A 17,531-nucleotide genomic window follows, 5' to 3' on the forward strand; every position below is an offset into this window, starting at 1 on the left:
CCTTGTCAAACCTGCGGTTTGAGGGAGTTTTGGGGTGTTTCGTTTTTAGCACTCGATTCATCTCGCCGCCAAATCAAAGATTATGGCGGGAGCCTTCTCTCGGAATTAGGTAAAGAAGGGGATATAAGCGATCGTACTTCCCAACATCATACAGGCGATCGCAGATCAGTTTGGGGTTACACTCAAGAAGCGCGGACGACCAGCTAAGGATGAAGAGGAAAAATATGAGCCGATTTCCATTAGATTTCATCCTAAAATCATAGCTTGGGCAAAGGAAGAAGCAGAAAAGCGAGGGATAGGCTATCAAACGGTTATCAATGAAGCACTATTGGAGAAAATAGGCTAAAACTTAGCGATCGCACTTTCCCAATATTACAAACGCGTAGCCGTAAGGCTTGTAGTTAGACATCGCACTTACCAAAGTGTTTTGACGTGTGGATAGTTGAGAATTTTTTGATCGCAGGTCATAAGTTCTATATTGCGGCGGTAGGCGATCGCAACAATAATACGATCGGCTGGGTCTTTGTGGAAGTCGCCGGGTAATTGGGTACTGGTAATTGCATCAAGTGGATCGAGTGGTTCTATGGTAATTCCAGGTCGGCTTTTGGCAAGTGTAAAATCATTGTCCCAAAGCATCCCATAATTCAGGCATGGGTTCGTCAAAATCTGGAGGAATTGTCAAGGGGATTTTGCGTAGGGGATGCTGAGGACTGCGATCACTCTTTAAATCAATTGCATCAGGGGTTGGAGATGGCGGTGATGATTGCACTGTAAGACTTTGAGCTAAAATTTGAAGGATGCGAATCCTTTCTGCTAAGTCGAGGCTGAGGAGTTGTTGTTCTAGTTCTTGATTGCCCATAACGAGAGCGCCTAATGACTGTGTTATTTATTTTAGCGGAACTTTCCAATGCTTCCGGTGACAGATAACGCGATCGCAATCATAGTTTTGCGCTTATTACTTTAGTTAGTTCTGGTATCTGTTCTGGACAAATTTCCTTGCGTAACTCTGGACGAGTAACAAAATAATCTTTTAGCCAATGACAGCTACGAGTTAATAAATCATCTAATCCTTCCAAACGCCATACTCGGACTGTACCACCAGAACCGACAGCAGTAATTAGCTTACCATCTGGGCTAAAACTTATGCCATTAATTGCTTCTTCAGGAATTGTATATTCAGCTAACTGCCCACCTTTTACATGCCATAGTTGAATAATTCCACGCCCTCCTGTAGCAATAAACTGCCCATCGGGACTAAAACTTAAGATAAAAACGTCGCCTTGATTAGAGCGATTTCCATCAGGTACAAAGTTGCTACTGAAAATTGAACTTTGGTCAAGCACGACTATCTGCTTACCAGAAAAATCCCAAATTCTAGTGTCTTTCCTACCCGCAGTTGCAATATATTTTCCATCTGGACTAATACTTGCCGAATTGATTTCACCTTGTTGACTATTAAATTCCCAAAATTTTTGAAATTTCAAAACTTCTTGTCCAGATAATTTCCATATTCTGACAAAACCATCTCTTCCTACAGTAACTAAGTCTTTACCATCTGGGCTAAAATTGATAGCTGAAACTTCGCCTTTGTGTTCTTTAAACTCATCTAATAGTTTCCCTGATAAATCCCATAGTTTAGCTGTACTATCCGTGCTTGATGTTGCAATATACTTTCCATCTGGGCTAAAACTTACCCAAGAAATTCTACCTTCATGACCTTGCCATTGCGCTAATAATTTACCGGATAAATTCCAGACACGAATTAAGCCATCTTTTCCAACTGTAACTAAAATTTTACCATCTGGGCTAAAGACAACACTCCAAATCTCTCTCTGATGTTTTAATTCAGTTAAGAAACGCCCCCATAAATCCCAAATTTTAACACCACCTCCACCAGAAGTTGCTAGCAATTGCCCATTTGGACTAAAAGTAACCCAATATTGTCCCGCACTTTTTTGTTCCCATTGAAATTCTTTATCTTTTGATATTGCCCACAGTCTTACCGTACCATCATCTCCTGCTGTGACTAAAAACTCTCCTTTAGGACTAAAACTCAAAATATTAACAGCACCTTTGTGTCCTTTAAACGTTTTTGTTGATTGAAAAAATCTTTTTTCTGCTGGAATATTAACCGTAATTCCTTTTAATTGATTATTGGTTTCTTTTGATGCTTTATTATTACGTAATTGAGACATATCCTCCTTAGAGATAGTCAAAATATTTACAGTTCCATCATCTGCTGCTGTTGCAATATATTTTCCATCTTGACTGAAACTGACATCTTTAATTGCAACTTTTTGACTTTTAGAAGTTGCATCTAACTGTTTTCCTGATAAATCCCATAGTCTAGCCGTACCATCATCAGAAGCAGTTGCTAAACGCTGTCCATCTGGGCTAAAACTGACATTATTAATTGCCTCTTCATGCCCTTTAAATTCTGCTAATTTATTTCCAAATAAATTCCATAAACGTGCATCATCATTTGGTGAGAGTTCTTTATATTTACCATCGATTTCTCGCGATATAACTGTAACTCTTATAGACTGATATGTACTACTTTTATCACTTCCTGCTGTAACAATAGATTGTCCATCTGGACTAAATCTTAAACAATTAAGTCTATACTGATGTGCCTCAAATTTTCTTAATTGCCGACCTGAAATATTCCAAATTGTTACAGTGCCATTTCTTGATGCTGTCGCAATAATTTTTCCATTAGGGCTAATGCTAATACTGTAGATAAATTCTTGATTATGGCTAAACTTTGCCAATAAATTTCCAGATAAGTCCCAAAGCTTGGCTATTCCATCTGCTCCAGTTGTAACCAAATTCTGTCCATTTGGAGTAAAAATAACACTATAAACACTTCCTTTATCTGCTTTAAATTCAGATAACTTCTGTCCAGATTTATTCCAAATTTTTACTGTTCCATCACTCCCTGCTGTTGCATTTTTTTTGCCATCAAAGCTCAAAGACAAACTTTTAATTTCACCTTGTTCTGGGCTGAATTGATTTTTTTCATAAATGTTATTAACTATTTTTTGTAAAGCTAAAAAAGGACTAAATGATGGAAAATTATGCAATAAAATTTGGCTACCAAATAATACCTTGAAATTTTGCCCCATCTTAACAGATGATAATAAAGACTCTATTTGTTGATACTCAAATCCTCGTAAAATATTTATTCCAGCTACTTCTAGTTTTGTTGCTTCCTGAGCTAATTTCAGTTCACTAAGAGCTTGTCTTTGTTTTTCTTCAGCTGTTACTAATTGTTGTTGTACTTCCTGCTTTTGTTTTTTTGCTTCTTCTAGACTTACTATTGCAGATGTAAGCTCATTTTTAGCTTTTTGAGCTAAATGTTCCGCTTCTTGCTGTTCTTGTTCAGAATTTTTAGCTTTTTTTTCCGCAGTTTGCGCCTTCTCATTTGCTGCTATAAATTTTTGCTGTGCAAATGTAAATTTCTGATTTGCAGTTTTTAAATTAGCACTAGCTATCCGGAATTTTTCATCTGCTTTTTTAGCTTTATTTTCTGCTTGTTTTTGTTTTCCTTTTGCTGCTTCTAAGGATTTTTCTCCTTCTTCTTTTTGCTTCATTAGTATTTTGATACTTTCTCTAGCTTTCCTGAGTTCAAAATTTGTAGAATTTAGTTTTGACTTCGTAGAATTGAATTGAGATGTTGCAGCAATAGCACCAATAATAGATAAAACAAGCACAATCAAACCAATGCGAATTCTGTGATTTGTATTTTTCTCCACCTCTGTTAATCGCTGCTTTGCCTTTTCTTCTTCCTGTAAAGCTTGATTTCGCCTAGTTTCCGCCTCCACAACCTTCTGATTTAACTCAGCTTCCACACTCGCTGAAAAAAATCGATAATCAACATAGCTCAATCTCCTTCTATCCGCCCAAACACGAGCTTTTTCTAAATCCTCCCCCCGCAATAAACAAGTATTATCCTGATAATTACTCTCTACCCAAGCCCGTAATTTATCAGCATAAAAACGCAATTTACCTAACTCATTCTCTACCCAATTAATATCAAAAACACTCCCATAAATCTGGTTATAAACCCTTAATTTCCCTTGCTGCTGTACCACCAAACCAGTCAAACGCAAGCGCATCTGCTCAAAGCCACTATCAGCAGTCATTTCTTTTTGTTGCAAAATCTGCTGATATAACCCCAGCAAAGCCACAGAAACTTCTTCGTTAATTAGTAGCCTGTCTCGAATCGTTTTTAAATGCTCTTGTTTATCGTTTGCTTCCCAATTATCAATAATTTGATTGTTAATAATTTCTTGTACTAATTCAATAATCTGATTTTCATCAACAGACCTAAAATCTTGCTTCTCGATACTTAAAGCTTTCCCCAACAATTCACAAACTCTCTGAGTTAAAAAAGGCTGTCCCCCCGTCCAAGCTAAAACCTCTTGCATCACCGCTTGGGGATTTCCTACTTTCCCTGCTAATCCCTTTGCTAAAGGTTCTATTTCATGAATCTTAAATCCATCTAACTCAATTGCTTCGCCAATATTAAACGGAGTTCGGGTTTTATCTTGGATTAAATCACCGGGGGTTGCTACTCCTAATAAAGCAAAAGTCAACCGTTTATAAGCTGGATTTTCAGAGCGTTTGTTATAACAACTTCTAATCAGAGCAAAAAAATCTTCGCTCGCAAATCCTAAACTCAGGGTACTATCAATTTCATCGATAAAGATAATAATCTGCCCTGGGATAGATGACAAAAGTACATCTTCAATAAATTCATCAAACTTCTGCACAGGGGAAATATCATGGCGATCGCGCCACCAAGTCCGACGAAATTCGATTGGTTTGGCAATTTGCAAATCTTTAACAATTTTGGAAACAATACCCGTATACCATTGTTCTTGAGTGACGTTATCTTTGCTACCTTGTCCAGAAACATCAATACTAGAACAAGCCACCCCTTCGTTGACAAGTCTTTGCATCACCCGAACTTTCAAGCTCGATTTACCCATTTGGCGCGAGTTAAAGACGTAACAATATTTACCAGCTTTCAAAGCATGATAAAAATCCGAGTCAGCTTTCCTCACCACATAACTAGGAGCATCCGGGGGGAGACTGGCTCCAACTTGGTATTCGTAATTGTCAACCATTACTTTTTCAATTTCTCTGATTTTGGTTAAGAAACACCAAAAAATAAATTATTACCAAATTTACGGTTAGTAGGGTGCGTCAGTATGAATAATTTCTTGGTACAGCTAGGTTTTCTTGCACTGACGCACCCTACATTTTGGATATTTTCTTATCTGGAAATCCCTTATCTAATTATTTTTCTGCAAAATAATAAACATCAAACAACCTCAAAAGCTTGTGTTATATCAGTTTAGCTGAAGTAGGATTGTAAAAACTTTGAATTTAATTTGAATTTGATTTGAGTTTGATTTGAGTTTTGTAAGTACGATTTTTAGGGGTTTATCTATAGCGAGAAATCCTCTAATCTGTTGGTATAGTTATTATCTATTTTTTTATGACTATCAATCCAGAACCCATTGGGGGGTTAGGTTTTAGGGTGCGTCAGGACTGTATCAACAAAGTTAAAGCTGCCAACAAGACCGCTATGATGAAAATGGGCAAGAAGAATCAAGAAACTTTTGCCCATGCGATTGAAATTGCTCCATCGACATTAAGTAGTTTTCTCAATGGTAAAAATGTCGCGCTGGGAACTTTCCTGCAAATTTGTCAAAATTTAGATTTAAACTGGGAAGACATCGCCGATAGACCAAATAACCCAATTACCCCTCCAGTTCGCCAATCTTCAATAACATCAATATCAATCCTCTCCCCTGATATGTCCATCAAATATCCAGAAGGGCCAGTTGCATTAGATTCAAATTTTTATCTTGAGCGTCCCCCCAAAGAACAGGATTGTTACCGAGAAATTAGCAAACATGGCGCATTAATTCGCATCAAAGCACCGGAACAAAGAGGGAAGACTTCATTACTAATTCGGATTTTGCACCAAGCACAAACAAATGGCGATCGCACTGTTTATATCAGTTTAAAGGAAGCAGATAATCAATGTTTTACCAACTTAGATAAATTCCTGCGTTGGTTTTGTGCAACTGTTAGCCGTAAATTAAAATTAGAAAATCGCTTAGATGAATATTGGGAAGATGATATTAGTTGTAATATGCGCTGCGAAACCTATTTTGAAGAATACATTCTCCCCGAAATAGGTCAACCATTAACCCTCGGTTTAGATGAAGTCGATAGATTATTTGCATATCCCGATATTTACGGCGATTTTTTTGGCTTACTGCGATATCTCCACGAAGAAGCTAGGCGAGAGAATATTTGGCAAAAATTTCGGTTAGTCCTCGCCCATTCCACCGAAATTTATGTCCCTTTAGATATCAACCGTTCTCCCTTCAATGCAGGTTTCCCCGTTGATTTACCAGAATTTAATTCACAACAAATAACCGAATTAGCCCAAAAACATCAATTAAATTGGGGTGAAAAAGAAGTTACTCAAATTATGTCGATGATAGGTGGACACCCGTTTTTAGTCCGTCTTTCTTTATATCATATTGCCCGTCAAGATGTCAGTTTAGATAACTTTCTCCAAACAGCAGCCACCGACTCAGGGATTTATTCAAAACATTTACATCGCATCATGTCCGCCCTCGAAAAACAACCAGAATTATTAGCAGCAATGCGGGAAGTTGCCAAACTTGATCGACCATTACAGTTAAGTTCTGAAATCAAATTCAAATTACAAGCAATGGGATTAGTCAAAATCACAAATGATGGTGTGATACCCAGTTGTGAATTATATCGACAATATTTTCAGAATTTTTAATCCCCTGTTTGTTGCGAATGCAGCATCAACTGAAGGTGAAAATATTCTATTTATATTCAAAAGAAAATCAAAAGAGATTTAAACCAGTTTCAGTGCGAAACACTTATAATTCCAGTGTTTGATGAAATTGTCGAGTTCAACAGACAATTTCATGTTACAAGCATTCAGCAACAAACAAATCAAAAACCTCACAGCAACCGCAGTCTTCGCATTTATATCCCTTTTTCCAAGCGTAGTTCGTGCAGAAGACGATCGCCCATATATTTATCAAGTCAGAAACCAGCTAGTCAAAGCAGCGATCGCATCAGATTTGGATGGTTACACTTTAACTCACGAACCTACCATCGATACCCTTCGTGAAGGTCGCTCCCACTATATCAATATAAATCTGCGTGCAGGTATGTCCTATGGAATTGTGGGAGTGTGTGACAGCGATTGTCAAGATTTAGACATTTCTCTTTATGATCACCGAGGAAACTTGATTGCTTCAGATTTACAAGATGATGACATTCCCGTGATTAGCCTCAATCCCTCTCGAAGCGGTAGATATCAAATCCAAGTTGATATGGCTAATTGTAATGCCAATACTTGTTACTACGGCATAGGTGTATTTGGTCAATAAACCTAAATGGAAGTCGATCAGGCATTCAAAAAGGGGAGTAATATTCACAGCCTCTCTCCTCGAAGCGGCTACGGTGTACACACAAGTTGTAGCTGCAAGGGTTTCAGACGTTATAGCCTCCTTAAATTGTCATTACGAGCGCAGTGATAACGGAGCGAAGTAATCGCATAATCTCGTAGTTTTGGCGATTGCTACCCTTCGGGAAGTCTTACGCCTACGTCGTTCCTCCTCGCAATGACAGGTTTTCAGAGCGATCGCAAAACCGAAAGCTAGAATGACAAAACCAAACGATAGGTAGGATTTCAAGACTTGTGTGTACACCATAGCCGCTTCGAGGAGAGGGGTTTCAAGAAGAAGTCGCACATCGGATCAAAAATTACACCAAGTTTAAGAAAATCAGACCTGAGCAAGTGAAGTGTTAACTTAGATGATTAGTTGCCCAACAGGGCGCATAATATGAAAACTTTTCCATCTTGCTTTGGTAAGAGTCAACAAAATAAATTAGTTCGTTTGGGATTGTCAGCATTAACGGCTTTAGCTATCACAGGCGGTATACATTCAGTTAATGCTACTCCCCTAAAAACCCAAAATTCAGCAGAAATCGCTTCAGCATCAGTCAGCCTCAGTCAAACACAAACCGTTACTAATCAGCCTTCCTATCAAGCAATGCAGATAGCACCATTGATTCCCATAGTGGTGCTTGGTGGCGTTGTGATATTTGTGCCGTTGTTTTTTGGTGGGTTGGTGGTGATTGGTGAACGGGAAGTTGGCATTGTCGTGAAAAAATTTGACCTTTCGGGACGCGGACTGCCAGCCGGACGATTAATAGCCATCAACGGTGAAGCAGGTTTGCAAGCCGATACCCTCGCACCTGGTTGGCATTGGGGTTACTGGCCTTGGCAATATTCGGTTCGTAAAGAATCGGTGGTGGTGGTACCCCAAGGTGAAATCGCCTTGATTGTAGCCGCAGATGGCGCATCCAACCCACCAGAAAGGATTTTGGGCAAAATTGTCGATTGTGATAATTTCCAAGATGCACGCAAATTTCTGACCAATGGCGGCGAGAAGGGTCGTCAAATGGGCTTCTTGACTGCTGGTACTTACCGCATTAACACCGCACTGTTTCGCGTCATTATGGCGGCGAATGCCAAACACAATGATATGCAGGCCGAACAGTTGCGGGTATATAGTGTGGCATCAGATAAAGTCGGCATTGTCACCACGTTGGATGGTTTACCGATTCCGGCTGGTGAAATTGCAGGGCCGATGATTCCCGGACACGACAATTTTCAGAGTGGTCAAAAATTCCTCGATGCTGGCGGACGCAGAGGTTTGCAAGAGCAAATCTTACTGTCTGGTTCTTGGAACCTGAACCCCTGGTTTGTACAGGTTGAGCAAGTTCCAATGTCTGAAATCCCGATTGGTTATGTGGGTGTGGTGATTTCTTTCGTTGGTCAATCTCAAGAAGATGTCAGTGGCGCAACTTTCACGCATGGTAACTTGGTGAACCCTGGACACAAAGGTGTGTGGATAGAACCGTTGTATCCAGGTAAGCATCCCGTCAACTCTCGAATTATGAAAATTGAGTTGGTTCCTACGACTAACATTGTGTTGAATTGGTCAAGTCGTACCGAACGCCACAGCTATGATGCTAATCTGGCTTCTTTGACGGTGCGATCGCGCGATGGTTTTGCCTTTGATTTAGAAGTTGCCCAAATTATTCATGTCGGCGCTTTGGATGCACCAAAGGTAATTTCTCGTGTGGGTTCTATGCAAAATCTAGTTGACCATGTATTAGAACCGACCATTGGTAACTATTTCCGCAACTCTGCCCAAGATTACACTGTACTTGATTTTCTCACCGCCCGGAGCGATCGCCAAGCGGAAGCGGCTGAATATATTCGCGCTGCGTTACGCGCTTATGATGTGCAAGCAATTGACACCTTAATCGGTGATATTCAACCGCCTGCATCCTTGATGCAAACCCAAACTGACCGCAAAATTGCCGAAGAACAACGCAAAACCTACGAAGTACAGCAAGTAGCCCAAACCCAACGTCAGCTACTAGTTAGGGAAACAGCCCTGGCTGATATCCAACAAGAAATGGTGAAATCGGAAAAAAGCGTCCAAATTGCGGAACTCAAAGCCCAAGCCCAAATTCAACACGCCACTGGGGAAGCCGAAGGAATCAAATTACGCGCCATAGCCGAAGCAGAAGGGATTCGCGCCACAGGTAACGCCAAAGCCGAAACTTACCGCGCTGGTGTGGAAGCCTTGGGACAACAAGGTTATACAGCTATGCAACTGATGCAGATTATCGGCGATCGCAACGTCCGATTGATACCAGAAGTTTTAGTCAGTGGTAACGGTAATGGTAATGGCTTGGTAGATGGTTTACTCTCAATGATTTTATGGAATCAAACTGGTAAGCAAGGTGAAGTCACACCAACACCCTTACATCCACATCCCATAGTTGTGAATAACCCAGCAGTTTCACCAAATAATCATTCGCCCATAGTTGCGGAATTCCCAACAGATAAGTAACTTTAACCTGTCCCTTAACCCCTAGAGCTTGAATATCTGAGTACTATGTCAAAATATTAGTCCCTAATCCATAGTCCGCAGTTCCTAGTACCTTTGTCATGCTTGATGGTGTATGAAGTTCATAGGAACTGCTTAGAAAATCTGAGCATAATAAAAGTTAACTAGGTGGATATTGCCACATATAATCCAAACTTAAGTGACCTTCAAATCCTCTCTTTTTAAACCATTCAAAAGTTTTATTATTTGTATGTCCTGCTCTAGCTAGTATAATTAGCTCTTTCTTTTCGTTCCACATTTTTTCACAACTACGCTTTAATAATTCAGTTCCATAACCATTTCTTCTAAAATGCTCCGGCACATTAATATCAGCTAAATACCATCCGTTTTCTTCCTTATGTTGAAAATAATCACCACTCCAATAACAAATCCCTAGTAAAGTTTTATCTTGTCTATATAAACCGTAAGCAACCACAGTATAGGGAACTTCCTGTACTTCCACTAATGGATCTCCAATCAGATGAGAACGAGTTTCTCTACACTCTATAATTTCTCTAAAAATTAGATTTTTCAAATCTTCTTCTGAAGCTGGCATATTTTTCAAAAATTATTCATTAATATACTTAAGTAAAAATAAAAACTAATCTATTTAAAATTTAAATCCGCCACCAGTTCCAATAATTATTGCTAAAAGTCCTATACCTCCAGCTATTGTCAAAGCTTCATTCCATCTTTGCTTTTCAACTTCTTGCTTATACTTTTTCTCTAATGCTTTTACGAGGAGAAAACGCTCTGGAAAAGGCATATTAATAACTTTTTGGGGTGTAATATGATAAGGTTCAAGAACTGAGAGTTCATTAATTATCTTTTTTCGCTTGGAAGTCAATTCTTCTAATTTTTTATCAAAGTCTCTTTTTACGCTTTTAATTGCATTGACATAGCTGCTTTTGTATGTTACTGATATTAATTTACTAAGTTTGACTTCAGAAGAAAAAATTTTATACTTATGGCAGTATTCAATAACCTGTTCTGAAAAAACAATATATTCGTCTTGGATATTTTTAATACTAGTACTATCTATAGTAGACTCTAATATTAAATATGAAAGACTCATAGTTGCAGATATCAATACACTCACAAAAGCAACCGATGTGTTAGTCATATAAGATCCAATAAAAATATTAAATAACTTAACACCCCAAAACAAAAAGCAATAAAAGATTACAAATAGTATAATTTCTAATCCCAACAACCTAAGTAATCTAGTACATCTCATTAATGCTGTATCAGGGCTTAATGTTCTTTTTAAGTGTTCTTCAACTGAGTCTAAATAGCTTTTAAAATGAGTTTCTACTTGATCTACCTTACAGATAAATTCCAAATAAATTTTTCTTTCTTCTTCTTGAAGAAGAAGAACACCTTCATTCAGAATTTCTGGAGAAAGTAGTTCATCAAGAGTCAATATCTCAATATTTTCACTACTATTTCCCATGTATTCAAAAAGTTTTGCATCATACTCAACTCGTAATTTTTCATCTTTAAGAGTTGTGTATGCTTCATTTATCAGCTTGAGTCTCTCTTCTGCGAGCTTTCTTAAATATTGTCCTGATTCCAGTGGTATTTTGTCGGGATGAAGCTCTTTAGCCAAATTTAAGTAGGCTTTCCTAATATCTTCCATAGAAGCATATCTATTAACACCAAGTAGCTCATAAAAGTTTTCCTCTTTCTTACCCATCTCTCCCATAAGTTGACTTCAAAATAACGCCAAAATTTTTGAATTCAGTATGATACTTGATAGATTATCACTTTATCGTTATTACGTGTGATGAAGTTTTAGAATCGCCTACAAGTTGGCCTAGTAAAGATATTCTTCCTGGTTTCGCCCTATTCCTTACTCCCTACTCCCTACCTCATTCCTTTTCATAATTTGCCAACATTGTTGTGCGATCGCCCAATCTTCTTGAGTATGTATCACTAACACTCGCGCTGTAGAATCAGGTGTGGCGATATCCTGATCAACAGGTCGATTTTGATTTTTGGCTGGGTCAATTTTCAAGCCCAAAAATCCAAAGGCTTCGCAGACAGCTTGGCGAATACCTGACGAATTTTCCCCAATACCTGCGGTAAATAACAATACATCCAATCCGCCCAGACTAGCCAGCATTGACCCAATTTCCGAACGCAGGCGATGGACGTACACATCCCAAGCGAGTTGGGCGCGGTCATTCCCTTGGGCGATCGCTTCAATTACTTGGGGTAAATCGCTGGAAACCCCAGAAATTCCCCGTAAGCCAGAAGCTTTATTTAATACATGATCCAAACTTTCGGCTGAGTAATTAGATTGACGCAGTAGGTAAATTAAAATGCCTGGATCGATGGAACCACAACGACTCCCCATCATTAAGCCATCTAAGGGAGTGAAACCCATTGTGGTATCAATACTGCGACCATTTTTAATTGCGGCTAAGGAACAACCATTACCCAAGTGACAACTAATAATTCGCAACGATGCTAAATCTCGACCGAGAATTTGCGCCGCCCTTTCAGAACAATATTGATGGCTAATCCCATGAAAGCCATAGCGGCGAATACCTTGTTCTACCCATTCGTAAGGGCCGGGATAAATCGCCGCCGCATCCGGGAGAGTGGAATGAAAGCCTGTATCAAATACTGCGACTTGAGTCACTTCGCCTAAACTTTTTTCGATAGCTTCAATACCTTCTAAAGCTGGCGGGTTGTGTGCGGGGGCGATATTAGAAAGACGAGCGATCGCATCTTTTACCTCTTCAGTAATCACCACACTATGGCGGTAGTCTTGTCCACCATGAACTACACGATGTCCCACCACATCAATTTCTGACACTTCATTGACTACTTTAGTCGCACCACGGCTGAGGGTATAAAGCATATAAGCTATGTGTGCTTGACGAGAGTCACCATAAATAGATTCATGCAAAGTTTCACCGGATGCTGTTTTCACCTCAATTTCTGCCGCACCTTGGTCTTGAGTCCAGTTGACTTTGCCTTCCCACAGGGGTTTGGGTGCTGATTGGGGTAAAGCATCATCAACTATTTCATACAGACAGCTTTTTTGACTGCTGGAACCAGCATTTAGTACTAGGATTTTCATAAATTTGACCTGAAAGTGCTGAGTGCTGAGTTACCGAAGTTTGCTCAACGGGGGGAACCCCCGCACGCAACTTCTCGCTGAGTGCTGAGTAAAAATACTAGTCCAACTTTCATGCTTGGCTTATGAAATAAGTTTCATTGGGACTGTCTCGCTGAAGTTAATGCGATCGCCTTGAGGATTCTTCAACCTGCTAAAAGTGGTGGCGAACTAGAAAATTATGCCATTTTGAGCTATCGATAAACCAAATTGAGTCAAACAATTTTGGATTTTAGATTTGCGATTTTAGATTCAATCCAAAATCCAAAATCCAAAATCTAAAATTCGGAGGGTCAAATTTAGTCGCAAAAGCAAAGTTTTTTGAGAAATGCAATAGACTTTCATCTAATGTCAATCGAGATGTTTTTTGCTTTATTCTAAGCATCGTTTTACAAAAAAATAAATCTATATGCTTAGGCGAGCGCCCTTATATTTTTTTTTAGGAATATTAACGAGTTCTAGCTGTTTCATCTTCAGTGTAGCAGCCCAAGTCCCATCTACATCTAATTCCCAGCAGTCCTCAACTCGGAGTGAAGCTCAAGCGGCTAGTTGGTTTGAAGCCCATCGCTCCCAGCCAGCCGCTTTACGAGCATTTGTACAGCGAATGCCCAAGGGAGGAGATATTCACAGTCATCTAAGTGGGGCTGTGTACGCAGAACATTATCTGGAGTGGGGTGCAACCGATGGGTATTGTGTGAATCCACAAGCGGGGACTTTAGTTGAACCCAAGGCTTGTAATCAGGACAGTAGCTATTTTCCCGCTTCCGAATTGTTCAACCGAACATCTGTTTATGATTCCCTCATCAATCGTTGGTCTACTCGTAACCTGCAATTTGCTGGAAAATCGGGACACGACCAATTTTTTGAAGCTTTTGCTGGATTTGGGACAATATCAGATTCTGCCACCCGTCGGGATGATATGGTCGCATCAGTAGCAAATCGGGCAGCTTCCCAGCATATTACCTATCTAGAGTTAATGCTGACTGTTCAGGGGAGTGAGGTTCGACAGTTAGGGCGGGAGGTGGGTTGGAATCAAGACTTCCAAGCGATGCACGAGCAATTGCTCAAACGAGGATTAACTCAACTAGTAACACTCGGCAATCAGCAATTAATACAGTTGGAGAGTGAAGTTGCGAAAACCCTTGGTTGCGGCACTCCAGCAGCACAGCCTGGATGTACAGTCACGGTGCGCTATTTGCAGCAAACTACCAGAACAAAATCACCTGTGGAAGTATTTGCTCAGTTAGCTTATGCCTTTGCACTGGCTTCATCGTCCAAGCAGGTAGTCGGGATCAATCTCGTCGCCCCAGAGGATCACCCGATCGCACTGCGTGACTACACCTTGCAAATGCAGATGCTACAATTTCTCAAACGTCAATATCCCAATGTTAAAGTTTCACTTCATGCCGGAGAGTTAACCTTGGGGTTAGTTCCAACTGAGCATTTACGTTTTCATATTCGGCAAGCTGTAGAAGTAGCACAGGCATCACGCATTGGACATGGTGTAGATATTCTGTTTGAAGATCGTCCTTTTGAGTTGATGAAGCAGATGCAACAACGGGGCGTGTTGGTGGAAATCTGCCTGACTAGTAATGAAGTCATTTTGAATGTCCAGGGAAATCAGCATCCTTTTATGGAGTATTGGAAAGCTGGAGTCCCAATGACTCTTGCTTCCGATGATGAAGGCATTTCCCGCATTGATTTGAGTCATGAGTATCTGTTAGCCGCAACAAGATACGGGCTGGCATATAAAGACCTCAAGCGACTGGCTCGCAATAGCTTAGAATATAGTTTCGCTCCCGGAAATAGTCTTTGGAAGTCGCCTGAATTTAAGGCAATGGTTCCAGCTTGTGCCAGCGATACCCCTGGTAATACCTCTGTTTCTTCAGGATGCAGTGCTTTTTTACAAAAGAGCGATCGCGCAAGAATACAATGGCAACTAGAATCGGAATTTACTCGGTTTGAATCTTTGGAAAACTGGCTTTGATTGACTTTCCCCAAAATGCTTTAATCCCACATTCCGCATGAAGACTGGGTGTAAGGGTTTAACCCGAATTTCTCACGTATGGGTAGGGGGTGTGGGAAGTGTGGGGAGTGTGGGGAGTGTGGGCGGAAAGATTTCTTCACTATCAGACCCCTATACCCCTGTACCCCTATACCCTTTCTAAAACCGCTATATGTTTTCTAGATTTAGTAACCATTGGTGAAAATGCTGGCATTGTTGGCGGATTGTATCTAGTCCAATCTCAATAGCCAGCAATGAACCATGCAGTACTTTGTCATATTCTTGACAACACTTGAGAATTCGTTTTGAGGGAGCGGTTAACGGATCATCGTTAATGTGTTCTGGTGAAAGAAATTTATTGCGATCGCCTTGTAAAATACTAACTACACTAGCATCAAACCACTCAGCAAATACTTGTGGCTGGCTGTACAGCAGTGCCTCAAATTCATGAACTAACAAATTAGGGATGAAATTTGTGTGACCGATATCCTGACCCATCTTTTGTTCTAAATATTCAACTTTTTGGAATGGGTCACTAGTATTTGGCAAAGAATCCCTTCCGGGAAAATCATTCGGTAAGCGGTACAAATCAAACATTGTGGTCACGAAAGCTGTTTTATCTTCACGGCACTTACGGTCTAATTGTCGCTTGATTTTGGCGTAACTTACTACACCTCCTTTGCCTATAGAACTTGTTCTGACCAAAATCGGTATGAGGTAGATGTCTTTTTCTTGAAAATACTCGTAGAGTAGTTCTTTCACGAACGTTTCCTCAGTTTGACCTTCAACGAAAACATGAACTCGAATCATCGTGAAGGTCTCCCACCCAGGAGGTTTTTCTTCCACAACTCGCCTAAACTATATTCTTCTAGCCATTCCTCTAACTCCTCCTCATGCAACCTGCGTAGTAATGATTTCCCCTGCAAGCGGTCAACAACAATTACATCTGCAACATCAAATTCGTTGAGTAATTCTACAGACTGGGTAGAAACAATCACTTGTTTAGAAACAGTCTTTATCAAAGATGCCAAAATCTTGATTGCATAAGGATGAAGACCGAGTTCCGGCTCATCAACTAGAATTGTTTCTGGCTGAAGTTCTTCCGGTTGTAAAAAAACCGTTGCTAAACAGATAAAACGCAGCGTTCCATCAGAAAGTGAGTGCGCCTTCAATGGTACATCTTGCCCCCGCTCAAACCATTCCAGTTCAATCAAGTTTTTTGGGGAAGGACGTAGGAGAAAGTTACCAAAGAAAGGCGCAACCAACCGAATGGTTTTAACGATTTGCTGATAAGATTTCTGATAATTCTCACGCAACAGATACAAAAAAGCTGCCAGGTTACGAGCATCAGGACGCAAGTAAACATTGTCATTGATACCATGCGGCTGTTTTACATAAGCACTATCACTGGTGTCATGAAAATGATACACTTGCCACAGCTGCATCACAGGCAAACCATATTGATCAACGTTAGTTTCTGTATCAGTGAACGCAGTGAAGAACGCCATTGTCTCGAAATGACCCTTTCCTATTTCCCTCTCACTATTCAAGTTCCACAAAAAAGACTCTGAAGTAAACATCAGACGATGATCTTGGGTTGGTTCAAGGGTAGCAAAGTAGAAATTATTGCCGAAATATAGCTGAAACTCTAGTTTTTCTGTAGTTTTGCGCCCAAAGTGTAGTAAGGCATTCGCTCCACCTTGGAGACTGACAAAAACTTGCAGGTTCCCTTCTAGCATCTGCTGAACCATGCGGAAGAAGCCGATAAAATTGGATTTTCCCGCCCCATTAGCCCCAATTAAAATATTCACCCTGGAGAGTTCAACGTCACACTCAGCGATAGACTTGAAGCCTTTTAAAACTATTCTCGACAGTTGTTTTTCACCTTGCGCCTCCGTCATGAACAGTCTCCCGGTCAACAGGCTTTTTCTACACAGGTTTCATTTTAAAGCAGGAAGCAGAAGGCAGAAAGTGAAAAGGTAAACAGTAAATACAAGCAATAATTAGCTTTGTCCATTTTGACCAAGGTTGGGACGGTCTACTACTTCTCTCAATATAGAAGGTTGGTTTGAGTAACGAAACCCAACACCTCAACGCTTTGTATATGTTGGGTTTCACTGCGTTCTACCTAACCTACCCATCTAAGAGTCTCTTAAAGCCCCTTAAAAACAGGGATTTAGGGGGAGATTTGTGTGTACACGGTAGCCCCGTTCTGGGGTGAGGGGTTTCACGTTTTTTCGTTGCTTCGCTTACGTAAATACCGCTATACTTAGGCAGGGGGACAATATAAATTTGATGCTAAATCAAGGCAGACATTGGACTTGAGAGATTTGGTTTTCTGGTGAATTTCGTCCACCTG

Annotated in this window: 14 protein-coding genes; 6 read left to right on the forward strand and 8 right to left on the reverse strand. The window is 40.2% G+C overall.

The annotated features are described in order from the left end of the window. Both H6G79_RS32820 and H6G79_RS37095 read left to right on the forward strand, forming a co-directional pair. The coding region (locus H6G79_RS32820) for a hypothetical protein (RefSeq protein WP_191049403.1) at window positions 1-207 on the forward strand (207 nt) is incomplete at its 5' end. A 25-nt stretch (window positions 208-232) separates the two neighbouring features. Next, window positions 233-346: a hypothetical protein gene (locus H6G79_RS37095; RefSeq protein WP_396019825.1), complete on the forward strand. Its 114-nt coding sequence runs from the start codon at window positions 233-235 to the stop codon at window positions 344-346. A gap of 68 nt (window positions 347-414) precedes the next feature. Here the strand turns inward: H6G79_RS37095 and H6G79_RS32830 are convergent, their stop codons facing one another. From H6G79_RS32830 to H6G79_RS32840, 3 genes are all read right to left on the reverse strand, one after another. Beyond that, a complete protein-coding gene (locus H6G79_RS32830) occupies window positions 415-636 on the reverse strand; it encodes a PIN domain-containing protein (protein WP_242048694.1) in 222 nt (73 codons plus the stop codon). Then, a complete protein-coding gene (locus H6G79_RS32835) occupies window positions 620-859 on the reverse strand; it encodes a hypothetical protein (protein ID WP_190594696.1) in 240 nt (79 codons plus the stop codon). The genes H6G79_RS32830 and H6G79_RS32835 overlap by 17 nt, the downstream gene beginning before the upstream one ends. Window positions 860-938: 79 nt before the next feature. After that, a complete protein-coding gene (locus tag H6G79_RS32840) occupies window positions 939-5,132 on the reverse strand; it encodes an AAA-like domain-containing protein (protein ID WP_190594697.1) in 4,194 nt (1,397 codons plus the stop codon). Between the two features lie 374 nt (window positions 5,133-5,506). Here H6G79_RS32840 and H6G79_RS32845 point away from each other — a divergent pair, with 374 nt between their 5' ends. The 3 genes from H6G79_RS32845 (at window position 5,507) to H6G79_RS32855 (ending at window position 10,004) form a co-directional block, all read left to right on the forward strand. After that, the gene (locus H6G79_RS32845; RefSeq protein WP_190594698.1) at window positions 5,507-6,838 is read left to right on the forward strand and encodes an AAA-like domain-containing protein; all 1,332 of its coding nucleotides are present in this window, start codon (window positions 5,507-5,509) and stop codon (window positions 6,836-6,838) included. A 151-nt stretch (window positions 6,839-6,989) separates the two neighbouring features. Beyond that, window positions 6,990-7,460 carry a hypothetical protein gene (locus tag H6G79_RS32850; protein ID WP_242048696.1) on the forward strand — a complete coding sequence of 157 codons (471 nt, stop codon included), beginning with the start codon at window positions 6,990-6,992 and terminating at the stop codon, window positions 7,458-7,460. Window positions 7,461-7,916: 456 nt separating this feature from the next. Further along, entirely contained in the window at window positions 7,917-10,004 is a 2,088-nt protein-coding gene (locus tag H6G79_RS32855) for a flotillin family protein (RefSeq protein ID WP_190594700.1), read from the forward strand. Between the two features lie 157 nt (window positions 10,005-10,161). Here the strand turns inward: H6G79_RS32855 and H6G79_RS32860 are convergent, their stop codons facing one another. The 3 genes from H6G79_RS32860 to H6G79_RS32870 all read right to left on the reverse strand — a co-directional run bounded on the left by H6G79_RS32860 (window position 10,162) and on the right by H6G79_RS32870 (window position 13,131). Continuing rightward, window positions 10,162-10,596, reverse strand: a complete 435-nt coding sequence (locus H6G79_RS32860) for a GNAT family N-acetyltransferase (protein ID WP_190594701.1) — start codon at window positions 10,594-10,596, stop codon at window positions 10,162-10,164. 54 nt (window positions 10,597-10,650) lie between these two features. After that, window positions 10,651-11,736, reverse strand: a complete 1,086-nt coding sequence (locus H6G79_RS32865; protein WP_190594702.1) for a J domain-containing protein — start codon at window positions 11,734-11,736, stop codon at window positions 10,651-10,653. Between the two features lie 156 nt (window positions 11,737-11,892). Beyond that, window positions 11,893-13,131: an acetate kinase gene (locus tag H6G79_RS32870; RefSeq protein WP_190594703.1), complete on the reverse strand. Its 1,239-nt coding sequence runs from the start codon at window positions 13,129-13,131 to the stop codon at window positions 11,893-11,895. 445 nt (window positions 13,132-13,576) lie between these two features. Between H6G79_RS32870 and H6G79_RS32875 the strand changes: the two genes are divergently transcribed. Continuing rightward, window positions 13,577-15,154: an adenosine deaminase gene (locus H6G79_RS32875; RefSeq protein WP_190594704.1), complete on the forward strand. Its 1,578-nt coding sequence runs from the start codon at window positions 13,577-13,579 to the stop codon at window positions 15,152-15,154. A 186-nt stretch (window positions 15,155-15,340) separates the two neighbouring features. Here H6G79_RS32875 and H6G79_RS32880 read toward each other — a convergent pair whose 3' ends face one another. Both H6G79_RS32880 and H6G79_RS32885 read right to left on the reverse strand, forming a co-directional pair. Next, window positions 15,341-15,982: a DUF4276 family protein gene (locus H6G79_RS32880; RefSeq protein ID WP_190594705.1), complete on the reverse strand. Its 642-nt coding sequence runs from the start codon at window positions 15,980-15,982 to the stop codon at window positions 15,341-15,343. Next, complete coding sequence (locus H6G79_RS32885; protein WP_190594706.1) at window positions 15,979-17,073, reverse strand: AAA family ATPase; 1,095 nt, start codon at window positions 17,071-17,073, stop codon at window positions 15,979-15,981. Before H6G79_RS32885 ends, H6G79_RS32880 begins: the two co-directional genes overlap by 4 nt. Window positions 17,074-17,531: the final 458 nt, after the last annotated feature.

It is taken from the genome of Anabaena sp. FACHB-83, assembly GCF_014697485.1.
GTDB lineage: Bacteria > Cyanobacteriota > Cyanobacteriia > Cyanobacteriales > Nostocaceae > Nostoc_B.

Coding starts and splice junctions, on each gene's coding strand:
- H6G79_RS32830 (WP_242048694.1), bottom strand. CDS start 636: ATGCTTTGGGACAATGATTTTACACTTGCCAAAAGCCGACCTGGAATT.
- H6G79_RS32835 (WP_190594696.1), bottom strand. CDS start 859: ATGGGCAATCAAGAACTAGAACAACAACTCCTCAGCCTCGACTTAGCA.
- H6G79_RS32840 (WP_190594697.1), bottom strand. CDS start 5,132: ATGGTTGACAATTACGAATACCAAGTTGGAGCCAGTCTCCCCCCGGAT.
- H6G79_RS32845 (WP_190594698.1), top strand. CDS start 5,507: ATGACTATCAATCCAGAACCCATTGGGGGGTTAGGTTTTAGGGTGCGT.
- H6G79_RS32850 (WP_242048696.1), top strand. CDS start 6,990: ATGTTACAAGCATTCAGCAACAAACAAATCAAAAACCTCACAGCAACC.
- H6G79_RS32855 (WP_190594700.1), top strand. CDS start 7,917: ATGAAAACTTTTCCATCTTGCTTTGGTAAGAGTCAACAAAATAAATTA.
- H6G79_RS32860 (WP_190594701.1), bottom strand. CDS start 10,596: ATGCCAGCTTCAGAAGAAGATTTGAAAAATCTAATTTTTAGAGAAATT.
- H6G79_RS32865 (WP_190594702.1), bottom strand. CDS start 11,736: ATGGGTAAGAAAGAGGAAAACTTTTATGAGCTACTTGGTGTTAATAGA.
- H6G79_RS32870 (WP_190594703.1), bottom strand. CDS start 13,131: ATGAAAATCCTAGTACTAAATGCTGGTTCCAGCAGTCAAAAAAGCTGT.
- H6G79_RS32875 (WP_190594704.1), top strand. CDS start 13,577: ATGCTTAGGCGAGCGCCCTTATATTTTTTTTTAGGAATATTAACGAGT.
- H6G79_RS32880 (WP_190594705.1), bottom strand. CDS start 15,982: ATGATTCGAGTTCATGTTTTCGTTGAAGGTCAAACTGAGGAAACGTTC.
- H6G79_RS32885 (WP_190594706.1), bottom strand. CDS start 17,073: ATGACGGAGGCGCAAGGTGAAAAACAACTGTCGAGAATAGTTTTAAAA.